General features: G+C 55.5%; 11 protein-coding genes. 6 read left to right on the plus strand and 5 right to left on the minus strand.

The genetic code is table 11. The features are described 5' to 3' along the window. Positions 1-285: 285 nt before the first annotated feature. On the minus strand, positions 286-1,956 hold the full coding sequence (locus HNI00_RS12515; protein ID WP_316786625.1) for an ATP-dependent DNA ligase: 1,671 nt from the start codon (positions 1,954-1,956) through the stop codon (positions 286-288). Then, positions 1,928-2,581 carry an HAD hydrolase-like protein gene (locus HNI00_RS12520; protein WP_316786627.1) on the minus strand — a complete coding sequence of 218 codons (654 nt, stop codon included), beginning with the start codon at positions 2,579-2,581 and terminating at the stop codon, positions 1,928-1,930. The genes HNI00_RS12515 and HNI00_RS12520 overlap by 29 nt, the downstream gene beginning before the upstream one ends. 330 nt (positions 2,582-2,911) lie before the next feature. On the opposite strand from HNI00_RS12520, the gene HNI00_RS12525 reads away from it, so the two are divergent. Together HNI00_RS12525 and HNI00_RS12530 are read left to right on the plus strand one after the other, a co-directional pair. Continuing rightward, complete coding sequence (locus tag HNI00_RS12525; RefSeq protein ID WP_172358188.1) at positions 2,912-4,036, plus strand: site-2 protease family protein; 1,125 nt, start codon at positions 2,912-2,914, stop codon at positions 4,034-4,036. A gap of 99 nt (positions 4,037-4,135) precedes the next feature. Beyond that, a complete protein-coding gene (locus HNI00_RS12530; RefSeq protein ID WP_316786629.1) occupies positions 4,136-5,125 on the plus strand; it encodes a retroviral-like aspartic protease family protein in 990 nt (329 codons plus the stop codon). 55 nt (positions 5,126-5,180) lie between these two features. Here HNI00_RS12530 and HNI00_RS12535 read toward each other — a convergent pair whose 3' ends face one another. After that, on the minus strand, positions 5,181-5,570 hold the full coding sequence (locus HNI00_RS12535) for an SH3 domain-containing protein (RefSeq protein WP_316786631.1): 390 nt from the start codon (positions 5,568-5,570) through the stop codon (positions 5,181-5,183). Positions 5,571-6,536: 966 nt separating this feature from the next. Then, positions 6,537-7,838: a glutamate-1-semialdehyde 2,1-aminomutase gene (hemL, locus tag HNI00_RS12540; protein ID WP_172358185.1), complete on the minus strand. Its 1,302-nt coding sequence runs from the start codon at positions 7,836-7,838 to the stop codon at positions 6,537-6,539. Positions 7,839-7,986: 148 nt separating this feature from the next. Here hemL and HNI00_RS12545 point away from each other — a divergent pair, with 148 nt between their 5' ends. Next, positions 7,987-8,349, plus strand: a complete 363-nt coding sequence (locus HNI00_RS12545) for a cupin domain-containing protein (RefSeq protein WP_316786634.1) — start codon at positions 7,987-7,989, stop codon at positions 8,347-8,349. A gap of 212 nt (positions 8,350-8,561) precedes the next feature. Then, a complete protein-coding gene (locus HNI00_RS12550) occupies positions 8,562-9,119 on the plus strand; it encodes a glutathione S-transferase family protein (RefSeq protein ID WP_316786635.1) in 558 nt (185 codons plus the stop codon). A 30-nt stretch (positions 9,120-9,149) separates the two neighbouring features. Here HNI00_RS12550 and HNI00_RS12555 read toward each other — a convergent pair whose 3' ends face one another. After that, the gene (locus HNI00_RS12555; protein ID WP_172358182.1) at positions 9,150-9,590 is read right to left on the minus strand and encodes a VOC family protein; all 441 of its coding nucleotides are present in this window, start codon (positions 9,588-9,590) and stop codon (positions 9,150-9,152) included. A gap of 398 nt (positions 9,591-9,988) precedes the next feature. On the opposite strand from HNI00_RS12555, the gene metG reads away from it, so the two are divergent. After that, a complete protein-coding gene (gene metG, locus HNI00_RS12560; RefSeq protein ID WP_420156208.1) occupies positions 9,989-11,590 on the plus strand; it encodes a methionine--tRNA ligase in 1,602 nt (533 codons plus the stop codon). Between the two features lie 339 nt (positions 11,591-11,929). After that, positions 11,930-12,538 carry a LabA-like NYN domain-containing protein gene (locus HNI00_RS12565; RefSeq protein WP_297078478.1) on the plus strand — a complete coding sequence of 203 codons (609 nt, stop codon included), beginning with the start codon at positions 11,930-11,932 and terminating at the stop codon, positions 12,536-12,538. Positions 12,539-12,738 lie beyond the last annotated feature (200 nt).

The following is a 12,738-nucleotide window of genomic DNA, read 5'->3' on the forward strand; positions in this document are numbered from 1 at the left end:
AGCGTTGTAAGCGTTGATGGGTCGGATTATTTACTCTAGTCTCGCAGCACCCCAATTTTGTTGCAATTTTGCCCAAAGGCTTATCGTAGGACTGTCTTCGTTGAAGTATCGTGTCTAATGTAACCGCTCAGCAAAATGTGCTGCCTGCGACCCGAACGCCGAAGTCTAATCGATTGCGCTTTCTAACCTCTCAGCATGGCAAATCTTCAGCGAGTTGTCCAAGTGAAAATTCGGAGGAAATGTAAGGGGCTTATGAACTGAATCTGGGTTTCTGCACTGATTCCCCTACCGCTCTAGCAGCTTAAACGCGGCTTCTAGCGTGTCGGCTTCGGCGGCGGGCTTGTCGGTGCGCCAGCGCAGGATGCGGGGAAAGCGGACGGCAATGCCCGATTTGTGTCGAGTAGAGCGGAGGATGCCTTCAAAGCCAATCTCGAACACCTGCACGGGTTCGACCGATCGCACGGGGCCAAACTTTTCGATCGTGTGCTTGCGAATCCACTTGTCGAGGGCTTCGATTTCGGCGTTGTCCAACCCAGAATAGGCTTTCGCAAAGGAGACCAGCGTTCCCTCGTGCCACAGGGCAAAGGTGTAGTCGGTAAACAGGTTTGCCCGCTTGCCGCTGCCCGCTTGGGCGTAGATCAGCACCGCATCCAGCGTCATAGGTTCTACTTTGTATTTCCACCAGTAGCCGCGCTTTCGTCCAACCAGGTAGGGGCTGTTCACCGACTTCAGCACCAATCCCTCTGCACCATATTCGCGAGAGCGTTTCCGGAGCGATCGCAGTTCATCCATTGAACTGAACGTTAGGCTGCGGGATAGCGTGACAAAAGTTGGATCGGCAGCTTGCAAGACAGATTCTAATAGCGTGCGGCGATCGCCCAGTTCTTTGTCGCGAATGTCTTCACCGTTGCATTCCAGCAGGTCGTAGGCGATGAAGTGAACCGGGTTCTCCTGCATTATCTTTTGCGTGACGCGCTTTCGTCCTAGTCGCTTTTGTAAATGGTTAAAGCCAAGGGGCTGACCATTCGCCCAGCACAGGATTTCACCGTCGAACACCAATCCGTCGGGTAGCGTTAGAAAATAGGATGCCAGTTCAGGAAACTGATCGGTGACTAAATCTTCCCCGCGTGACCAGATAAAGACCTGCCCTGCACGGCGGATAATTTGCGCCCGGATGCCGTCCCATTTCCACTCGGCCCACCAGCCCGAAAAGTCTTCCGTGGCAAATCGATCTTCCTCTAGCGGCGATGCCAAGAAAAACGGATAGGGGCGCGTCGGCGAACTGAGCGCTTCTGCGGCTTCAATCTGCGTCAGGTGTTGAAAAAACTCGACTGTCGGCTCAAAGTCGCCCATCAGCCGATGCGCCATCACGGGTTCGGGAATGTTAAACTCCTGGGCGATCGCCCGAATCACCAGCTTCTCGGACATGCCCATGCGAAATGCGCCCGTCAGCACCTTGTTCAGCACAAACACGCCCGCCGGAGTCAGGGCTGCCCACCACGACACTACCAGGTCTTTTAGGTCTTCTTCCGACTCGACCTGCTTTGCCTGGGGAATGATCTCCTCCATCCACAGGTGCAGCGGCAGGTTTTCAGCCGTCTGGGCCAGGGGTGTCGTTGGTGTTGCTAATTGCAGAGTGGCGTGGCGTTGCATCAACAGCGCAATCACCTCAGCCGAGTCGCCGACCTGCGCGTAGCAGTCTTCAAACAGCCATTCGGGAATGTCGGAAATTTGCAGGAAAATATCCCGCAGCACCCGCGAGGTAATTAGCCGCTTGCGCGTTTTTCCCAGCAGCAGGTACAGCGCCCAGACGGAATTTGCGGCATTTTCTTCGCGCAGATATCGCCGCAGCGCAGCAACCTTGGCGTTGGTCGAGGTCGTCGCGTCAATTTCCTGAAATAGCTGGGTAAACCGCTGCATCCACGGATTATGGCGTTTGCGATTCTTGCCGGTCAAGCTGGGCGATCGCCGTTACCAGTTCCCTCGGCTCATGAACCAGCGCATCGGGGTGGCAGGCAGCCAGCGCAGCAGTGGAATTGAAGCCCCAGCCCACGGCAATAACTGGAATGGCGATCGCCTGGGCCGCTTCGATATCCCGCGTCTCGTCGCCCACGTACACCATCGAAGCCGGATCAATCTGATGTTGGCGAGCAATGCGGCGGATGCTGCGCCCTTTGCCAAACAGCGCGACACCCGGCTGAATGTAGTCAAACAGTCCTTCCATTTGATGATTTCGCAAAAAGGCGACGACGTTATCGGCTGTATTGGACGTAACAATGCCCAGGCGATGTCCCTGCTGCTGGAGCTGCACTAGCGCTGCCTGAATTCCGGCGATGGGCTGGAGATGGTTGATCTCTTGGCTCATTTCCAACTTTAGGCGGCGCAGCAGCAGTGGCAGCCGAAACATCGGGATATTGGACTGGCGAATAATCTCTCGCGAACTCAGGTTTTGCAGTCGCTTGATCTCGCTGGGGCTAGCGGGTTCGTAGCCAAATTCGCGGGCGAGTCGATTGGTAATTTGCAGCACCGCATCGAAGGAATCTGCAATGGTGCCATCGAAGTCAAACAGGATGGTTTTCACAAGAGCCGAATCGGGAGGGGTGGATATTACCGCCTGAGATGGGTGAATGGTCGGGCAATCTGTCGCTAGGATCGCAGTAAACCGGGATAGATTAGAAGTTTAAGCAAAGGCTTAGGCAAATCTGAGCGCGATCTGCGTGAGTTTAACAGCAACTTAAACTAGAAACTGAACCTTCATCATAAGCTGCGGGGTGAGCGATCGCCCGATGGCAAGGTTAAATCTCTGGAGAGTCAAAACTCTAGAGCGTCAAAACAGAGAGGCAAAACCGCAGATTCATAAGCCCTCATAAGCCCTCATTCACTAGGCCCTCATTACATACGGTGATGCACGATGGAAAATAACCTGCGAGTCGGCAGTCTTTTTGGCATTCCTTTTTATATCAACCCGTCCTGGTTTTTGGTGCTGGCGCTGGTGACGTGGAACGACGGAAGCTGGCTGAGCTATCAGTTTCCCCAACTGGGGCCGCTGGCCTGGGTGCTGGGGCTGGTGACGGCGCTCCTGCTGTTTGCGTCAGTGCTGGCCCATGAATTGGGGCATAGCTGGGTGGCGCTGCGCCAGGGCACGGAGGTAAAATCCATCACGCTGTTTATCTTTGGCGGGCTGGCTAGCCTGGGTGAAGAGTCGAAAACGCCGGGTGAGTCGTTTCGGGTGGCGATCGCCGGGCCCCTGGTGAGCCTGTTTCTGTTTGGCGTGCTGCACGCTATCGGCAGCTTCAGCGGTATTACTGGGCCGCTGGCGGCGATGGTGGCGCTGCTGTCCTATGTGAACCTGGCTCTGGCCATTTTCAACATGATTCCGGGGTTGCCGCTGGATGGGGGCAACGTGCTGAAGGCGATTGTCTGGAAGATTACGGGCAAACCCTATCGGGGTCTGGCCTTTGCCAGCCGCGTCGGTCAGGTGTTCGGCTGGCTGGGGATTGGGCTGGGGCTGGCGGCAACGCTGGGGCTGACGAATATTGGCAGCGTGTGGACGCTGCTGGTGGGCTTTTTCCTGCTGCAAAATGCAGGGCGATCGGCGCAAGCAGCCAGCGTGCAAGAACTCATGAGCGGCTTGACCGCTGCCGATGCAGTCATTCCCAATAGCCCGATTGTGCCGGCCCAAAGCTCTCTGCGCGAGTTTGCAAACAATCACATCATCGGCAATCCGGTGAGTTGGAAAAAATATCTGGTTACGGATGAAGCGGGTAAGCTGGCAGGCGAAATCTGGGTGGATGATATGAAGCAAGTGCCTACCAACGACTGGTGGGATGTGTCGGTGCAGTCGTTGGTGAAGGCTGCTGAAGGAGTTCAGACAGTGCCCGCGACCGCGCCGCTGCTGGAAGTCATCGACCTGCTGAGCGAGCAGGTTCCCGCGCTGGCAGTGGTGAAACCAGAAGATGGTTCGGTGCTGGGTCTGCTGGAAAAGTCGTCGATTTTGATGGCGCTTCAAAAGAAATCTGAAGCTCAGCCTGCCTAATTTGGGGATGATTGAGATAAGGGGTTCGGGAGTGCCTTGCAGAGATGCCCTGTAGAGATGCTTTGCAGAGATATTTTGCAATACACGGGTTGTAGAACCATGCAGAAATTTCATCGTCCGCCCCAGCACCGTTCCCAATCCTTTCGGCAACGACTTCGATTCGTGGGTTGGGGATTGGCCGTAGCCGGATTGAGTGCAGGCTGTGCTTCCATCGCAGGCAACTCGGTGGTGCCTGTGCCCAGTCCAGAACCCGTGGCGATCGCCCCTCCTACCCCTGTGCCCGCTGCATCCCCCGCTCCTCCCGCCCAACCCCCCATTGACCCCTATCCCCAGGCGCTAGAGCAGGCGGCTAGTGCAGTGAATATTAGCCAGGCGGCCCAGTCGCAGGACGATTGGCGGCTGGCGGTGAGCCGCTGGCAGCAGGCGATCCAACTGATGCAGCAGGTTCCTACCACCAGCCCCAACCACGCCAGCGCCCAGAGCAAACTGGGAGACTATCGCCGCAATTTGGCGATCGCCCAGCAGCAGGCGAGCCGCGGCCCCGGAGCCGATGCCAGCGTGATTTTCAGCGCCCCCCCGTCGCCCCGATCGGCGGGTGGCAACAACGCTCCCCCTGCGTTGGCTCAAAGTCCGGTGAGCAATCCCCCCAATTCGCCCAGCGCCAGCCAATCTCCAGAACCCCAAACCAGCGCGGCGATCGCCGATTCGCCTCCGGCCTCCGCCAGCTTCCGCACGCCGATTGTGCGCCGCGCCGGGGGAACGCCCGTGATCCGCGTGACGTTCAACGGCGGGCCGACGTTTGAGATGATCCTGGATACGGGAGCCAGCGGCACGCTAATCACGCAGCGCATGGCGGCGGCCCTGAACCTGCGCCCGACTGGTACAGCCACGGCTAATACCGCCAATGCCCGAAACGTCACGTTTCCCACCAGCACCATCGACTCGATGGAGGCAGGCGGCCTGGTGGCGCGGAATGTGTCAGTGGCGATCGCCGGCCCAGACCTCACCATCGGCCTCCTGGGCCACGACTTTTTCGGCAACCACGATGTCGTCATCCGCCAGGATGAAGTCGAATTCCGCGCTCGATAGTGGCAGCACGGCACAGCCTAATTCGTTGGGGATTTAGTTATTATTTATTGGGAGCCTAATTGGAGGGGGCGATGTTCAGGTTCACAAAATCGCTCCTAACCCAGCCCACAACTCCAGAACGAATCAAACGTACCTTAAGCCAACAGTAACCATCCGAGACAGCCTCTAGCTCTAAGGGATTTGCAATTGCATCCCCGCTAACGGCTTGGTGCCGAACTGGGTAACGAGTTCCAGCACCGGCGCGGATGTTGATGCGAGAGCCAGGATCTCTGCTAGTCAAATAGCCTCCTGCACTCAAAGAAATCTCAAGAGCCAGAGTCGCGCACATTTCTTCTGCTGCGTCTTCATCAGACAAATCTGCCTTGGCAGCTTTCTGCCCGATCGTACTCAAAAGAATCAGCATAGACAGCAGAAGATACATTCCAACACGGAGAAGGTGTTTCATCGCTGTTTTTTCTTTATTAAAGGGTTACAGTCCTCCCTACCTGTTCCATTCGGTAGACAGGTTCAGTATCATCTAGACTACAGAAGTAGCCGAGAAAAGTTAGAAATCGGGGGAGATAGACGTTCCTCAAGCCTGGTTCCTCAAGACTTTGTGTGACTTGAGGCTAGGCGATGTCCCCTATCTCCCTTGGGACTTTGGCTCATCTAAGCCAAGATCTGTCATCCTCAAAAATCTGGGAACATCAGCTCAACGAAATCACTCCTGACCCAGCCGACAATCCCTGAACGAGTTAAACGCACTTTGAACCAGCAATAGCCATCTGAGGCAACTCTTCCCTCCAACGCATCCTCAACAGCATCTCCAACTACTGCTTGATGTCGAATTGATGTCGAACCGGATGATGGGTTCCAGCACCAGCTCGCACGTTGACGCGGGAACCAGGATCTTGCCCAGTGATATAGCCACCCAAATCATCTGGAGGATCATGCCGACAGATTTGTGCCTGTGTTCTCCCGAAGGGGGCAACATTTGCAACGGTTTGTGCTGACGCAGTGAAGGGAAGCAGGGTAGAAAGCAGCAGACTGGATGCGACCCAGAAAGTGTGTTTCATAGCTCGACGTTATGCTTCATCACATCCCTTCCAACCTATGCGGATGGACAGCAGGCCAGTAGCGTTGGACTACGGAAATGATTGCGGAGGGTAAAGCATGGGGTCGAGGATCTACGGAAAAGCCTGAGCCTCAGGGTTTTGGGGAGTCCCGGAGGGCAACAGGTGGCCGCTTCATGGACTATCCATTGAACCAGTCGCTTAACCAGTTGCTTAACCAGTTGCTTAAATCATAGCCACTGCAAATGATCAGGGGCGATGCTTCGAGTCGAGGCTCGGTCGGAACTTTCCGAGCGACCCCGCCCCAAGTCATCGCCCCTGCGTGAGGAATGTGTTGCTGCGTAAGCTGCGACCGAAGGCTAGAGCGAACTCATCACCGTGCGGGCAGCCTGAATCGTCTGGTCGATGTCTTCGTCGGAATGGGCCAGAGACGTAAAGCCAGCCTCGAACTGCGACGGAGCCAGGTATACGCCCTGCTCCAACATTCCCCGGTGGAAGCGACCAAACTTTTGCAGGTCAGACTTTTTGGCATCTTCGTAGTTATGCACGGGGCCAGCGGTAAAGAAGAAGCCAAACATGGCGCTGATGGAACCACCGCAGGCCGCGTGTCCCGTATCTTTTGCTGCCTGAAGCAGGCCGTCGGATAGTTTCTTGGTGATGCGCTCCAGGTATTCGTAGGTGCCCGGACGCTGAAGCAGTTCCAGCGTCTTGATGCCCGCCGTCATGGCTAGCGGGTTGCCCGACAGCGTGCCTGCCTGATACATCGGGCCAGCCGGGGCGACCATTTGCATGATGTCGCGCCGGCCGCCGTATGCGCCCACAGGCAGCCCACCGCCGATGACTTTGCCCAGGGTGGTCAGGTCGGGCGTAATGCCGAACTTCTGCTGTGCGCCGCCGTAGGAAATGCGGAAGCCCGTCATCACTTCGTCAAAGGTCAGCAGTGCGCCGTGTTCGCGGGTAATTTCCCGCAGCCCCGCCAAAAAGCCTGCGTCTGGGGGAATGAAGCCTGCGTTGCCGACGACGGGTTCCAAAATTACTCCGGCGATTTCACCCGGATTTTCGGCAAACAGGGCTTTCACGGCTTCCAGATCGTTAAATGGAGCGGTGAGTGTATTTGCAGTGGTGGACTTGGGCACGCCGGGCGAGTCGGGTAGACCCAGCGTGGCCACACCGGAACCTGCTTTGACCAGGAACATATCGGCGTGGCCGTGATAGCAGCCCTCGAACTTAATTACCTTTTCGCGGCCGGTGAAGGCTCGCATCAGCCGCAGCACGGCCATGCAGGCTTCGGTGCCAGAGTTGACAAAGCGTACCATTTCGATGCTGGGCACCGCGTCGATCACCATTTCGGCTAGCACGTTTTCCAGGTAGCAGGGTGCGCCAAAGCTAGTGCCCTTTTCGGCGGCTTCCTGGATGGCTTTGATGACTTCAGGATGGGCATGACCGCAGATGGCTGGCCCCCAGGTGCCGATGTAGTCGATGTAGCGGTTGCCGTCTACATCCCACATATAGGCATCTTTAACACGATCGATCACAAGGGGTTGACCGCCGACGGACTTAAAGGCGCGAACTGGCGAATTTACCCCGCCGGGCATGAGCTTTTGGGCAGCGGCAAAGATTTCTTCTGAACGGGTTGTTTTTAAGCTGGTCGTACTGGTCAAGGGTTTCTCCTGTGTATCGTTATGGACGGATGTTGTAGGGGATTGCGCCGGTTGGCTTGAGGAGGAGGGGCGTTTGGCGCACTGCACATTTCATTATCCTACGTGGTGGAGTAGGGTTAAAGTTCAAGACAGGCGTTGAGGTGATGAGATGCTGGTTCGGAAGCTGATGAGATGTGAGGCGTTTATCGCGGGCGATCGCACGTTGCTGCGAGAACTGCTGCATCCCGACAAGCAGCCCATCGATCTGCGCTATAGCCTGGCCCACGCCACCGTTGCCCCCGGCGATACCTCCACGCCCCACGCGCTGCGAACTTCGGAGGTATATTACATCCTCAGCGGCGTGGGGGAAATGCACATTGGCGACGAGGTGCAGCGAGTCGAACCGGGCGATGCGGTCTATATTCCGCCAAATGCGCGGCAGTTTATTCGCAATGTCGGCTCGGAGGCACTGGTGTTTCTCTGTATTGTCGATCCGGCCTGGCGGGTTGAAGACGAGATTGTGTTTGAGTAATTGTTTGAGTGATGTAGTGCTGCCCGGTTTTTCTGCCCGGTTTTTCTGCCTAGTTTTTACATTGCCCAGCCTTTATACCATCCAGCATTTACACCGCCCAGCCTTTATACAATATTGCCAGTTGCCAGAAGTCTTCAGTCCGTGGTTATCGGTTTTGGAGACACGCTACGCCCGACTGAATTGCGCTGAAATTACGTCTATCGGTGAACTCTATGGCTTTGAAACTCTATGGCGGGGCCCGCAGCCGCGCTTCGATTGTCAAGTGGTATCTAGAAGAGTTGGGGCTGCCCTACGAGTTTGTGCAGCTGGATATGCAGGCCGGGGAGCATCGCCAGTCGGCCTATCTTGCCATCAACCCCTTTGGCAAAGTGCCGGCGATTGTGGAGGATGGCTTTGTGCTGTGGGAGTCGGGCGCGATTTTGCTCTATCTGTCCGATCGGCACGATACCGGGCTGACGGCAGAGCAGCGGGCCTGGGTGGCGCAGTGGGTGCTGTTTGCCAATTCCACGCTTAGCACGGGGCTGTTTGTGGAAACGGTGCGCGATGCCGAAACGCCGCGCCTGCTCAGCGGGTTGGAGAGCCAGCTTGCTACGCGGGAGTGGCTGGTGGGCGATCGCCTCACGGCCGCCGACATTGCTGTGGGGTCGATCCTGGGCTATGCCACGCTGATGCTGAAGCAGGACTATGCCGACTACCCGGCGATCGCTGCTTATCTCAAGCGTTTGGGCGATCGCCCCCCATTCCAGCGCACGATTATGGGGCGGGGGTAGTGCCGCTGTTGGCCCTGACCCTGCCGATCCCTACTGCGGGTCGCAGCGGATTTCGACCATAAATCCGTCTGGGTCATAGCAATAAATTCCGCGACCCGTCGGGCGAGAGACAGGGCCGTGGTCGATGGGCACTCCATTGTCGCGCAGCACAGCGACCGCTTCATCAAACAACTCTGGCGCAATGTCAAAGGCCAGGTGATTTGCGCGGGTAAACTGTCGCTGAGGATCGGGGTTGGGCGGCGATAAATCGGGTTCATAAAACAGGTCGATTACCGTGCCGTCTGGTGTAACGAAGTTCGCCACTTTGCCTGCCGCCACTAGGTCGATCAGCGTAGCCGGAATGTCGCTGCCTTGCAGTTCACGGAGTCCTAAAATCGTGCCGTAGAAGTGTCGGGATGCCTCCATGCTGTGAACATTTAATGCGACATGATGAACTCGTCGGAGCGCAGACGGAGGCAGGGTTTTGGACATAGCGGTTGCTCAAGGTCTTCAGGACGACTTTTTCTCAAAATAGCGTTCCTGGGTGTTTTTGTGGATTAAGACCATCTCTTGCTAAAACGTTTCAAGGGTTTCCAGCGCCGCTACTGGCCTTAACACAGACCGCGCAAAAAATGAATTCAAAGTGCTAGCCTATTAATAGGTTATAGAATTGTAAAGCTTTGATGCAATGCGTTTAGCCGTGTTTCATCAATAATCAATTTCGCAACAATTCCGGTTTTCTGTGCCGCCTTGTTAGAGGACGGTTTAGATTATTACAATCACCATCTCCTCGAACCGTGATCCTGACGAACGGCTGAACCATGAATTGAGTTGGTCAGAAAGGTGTTGAGTCGGGCCGCGGTTTCTGGAAATTCGGATTTTTTCTATACATGACCTCTTTTTCTAAAGAAAAAAACAAATTTGTTGTTACTACGCCGATCTACTACGTAAACGACCTGCCCCATATTGGGAGCGCCTACACTACGATCGCCGCAGATGTCCTAGCGCGGTTCCATCGTCTAAAGGGCGACTCGGTGCTGATGGTGACGGGCACGGATGAGCATGGTCAGAAAATCCAGCGGACGGCTGAGGCGTTGGGGCGATCGCCCCAGGCTCATTGCGACGAAATTGCTGCCGGGTTCGCTGCGCTCTGGGAACGGTTCAACATCCAGTACGACCGCTTTATCCGCACCACTGCTCCCCGACATGAGGCGATCGTCAAAGAGTTTTTTCAGCGGGTGTGGGATGCGGGCGACATCTATCTAGGGCAGCAGCAGGGTTGGTACTGCGTCTCCTGCGAAGAGTTCAAAGAAGAGCGCGATCTGCTGCCGGAGAAGCACTGTCCGCTGCATCCCAATAAACAGGTCGAGTGGCGCGACGAAAAGAACTATTTTTTCCGCCTGTCAAAATATCAGGACGCGCTGGAAAGGCTCTACGAATCTCAGCCCGACTTCATTCAGCCCGAAAGCCGCCGCAACGAGGTGCTGAGCTTTGTCAGCCAGGGATTACAGGATTTCTCCATTTCTCGCATCAACCTGGCGTGGGGCATTCCGCTGCCGGTTGATCCCGACCACACCATCTACGTCTGGTTTGACGCGCTGCTGAACTATGTGACGGCCTCGGTCGAGCCAGACCAAGAGCCGACGCTGGCAAATGCGGTGTGGTGGCCCGCCAGCCTGCATCTAATCGGTAAAGACATCCTGCGGTTTCATGCGGTCTATTGGCCAGCCATGCTGATGTCCGCAGGATTGCCCCTGCCAGAGCGAGTATTCGGGCACGGCTTCTTGACCAAAGATGGTCAAAAAATGAGCAAGAGTCTCGGTAATATCATCGATCCGTTTGATTTGGTTCAGCGCTACAATTCCGATGCGATTCGCTACTATTTCCTCAAAGAAATTGAGTTTGGTCGCGATGGCGATTTCAGCGAAACTCGGTTTGTCAATATCCTGAATGCTGACCTGGCAAACGATTTGGGCAATCTGCTGAACCGTGTTTTGAAGCTTGCTCATAAGAACTGTGGGGGGAAGGTTCCGGGAGCAGCGGGCGATCGCCCGCTGCTCGACGAATCCTTTGAAGCACTTGGAAAAGACCTGGGAGAAACCGTCACTCAAGCCTACGAAACCCTGGCCTTTGACCAAGCCTGTAATGCGGTGCTGTCTGTCGTGCGTGCCAGCAACAAGTACGTAGACGAGCAGGCACCCTGGACGCTTTTCAAACAGGGCAATCAATCTGCCGCTGAGCGGGTCATCTACACCGTTCTGGAAACGGTTCGACTCTCTGCCTACTTGCTGTCGCCTATCGTGCCCGACTTGAGTAGCCGAATTTATCAACAGTTGGGCTACGTGGTGGACTTTAACCAACTGGATGAGGCGTTCATCGCGGCTTCGATCCCATTTTCGGCTCACACCCGCTGGGGCACTCTGCCGTCGGGACAGTCGCTTGCTGCGCCGCAGCCTGTGTTTCAGCGTCTAGAGCTTCCGATAGCCTCCTAACAGCTTCCTGAAGACCGTTGACTCGATTCAATTTGCCTGGTTCGATCTGTCGAGTTCGATCTGCCCGATTCAAACTGCCCGATTCAAACTGCCCAATTCAAACTGCCCGGTTCAAGCTGCCTAATTCAACCTGATTCAAATTCAAATCTTGTCCGATGCAATTTTGATTGACGTTGCGCTTTGTTTTTGTTTACTTTTCAACTGACCGTTTCAACTGACCGTTCAAAGACTGTCTTTTCTTTTTGTTTCTAAGGATAAATCGTTTAATAAACCCTTCGGAACCTTTGAAAATACATCCCTTGGAAAAAATACACAGATAATTTTAAGAGGCTAAATGTGATGCTAAGCCACCATACAGAGAGCGATGCAGTGTTTACTCCAGAGCAGGTGCTAGAAAATCGCGGCCGTGTGGCCATTTTTATCGACGGGTCTAACCTGTTTTATGCCGCGCTGCAACTCGGCATTGAAATTGACTACACTAAGCTGCTCTGCCGCCTCACGGCTGGCTCTCGGCTGCTGCGGTCGTTCTTCTACACTGGCGTAGACCGCACCAACGAAAAGCAGCAGGGCTTTTTGCTGTGGATGCGGCGCAATGGCTATCGCGTGATTTCCAAAGACCTAGTGCAACTGCCGGATGGTTCCAAAAAAGCCAATTTGGATGTGGAAATTGCCGTAGACATGATGGCGTTGGTGGGGGCCTATGATACGGCGGTGCTGGTGAGCGGGGATGGCGACCTGGCCTATGCCGTGGATGCGGTGAGCTATCGGGGGGTGCGGGTGGAAGTGGTCAGCCTGCGCTCAATGACCAGCGACAGCCTGATTAACGTGGCCGATCGCTACATCGACCTGGATTCTATTAAAGAAGACATCCAGAAAACGCCCCGACACAACTACACCTATCGTCCGCTGTCGGGTATTGGGCTGTCGGACGAGCAAGAGTCAGAATAGCAAGAGTCAGAATAGCAAGAGTCAGAATAGACGCTTGAATGCAGCTAGAGGTTTGTTAGCAACCCTGGTGGGTGGTGGAGATTGAACCAGCGGATCGCGCAAAATCTGTCTACCCGCAGGAGCAACAGCGGCCGTCCGTCGTCTAAGGTAGAGGCTGGGCCAGATTCAGAACCCTGAAGCGGTGCTCCTGGCTGGGCGAT

Origin of the sequence: Thermoleptolyngbya oregonensis NK1-22, from assembly GCF_032705245.1 — a bacterium.
Lineage (GTDB): Bacteria > Cyanobacteriota > Cyanobacteriia > Elainellales > Elainellaceae > Thermoleptolyngbya > Thermoleptolyngbya sichuanensis.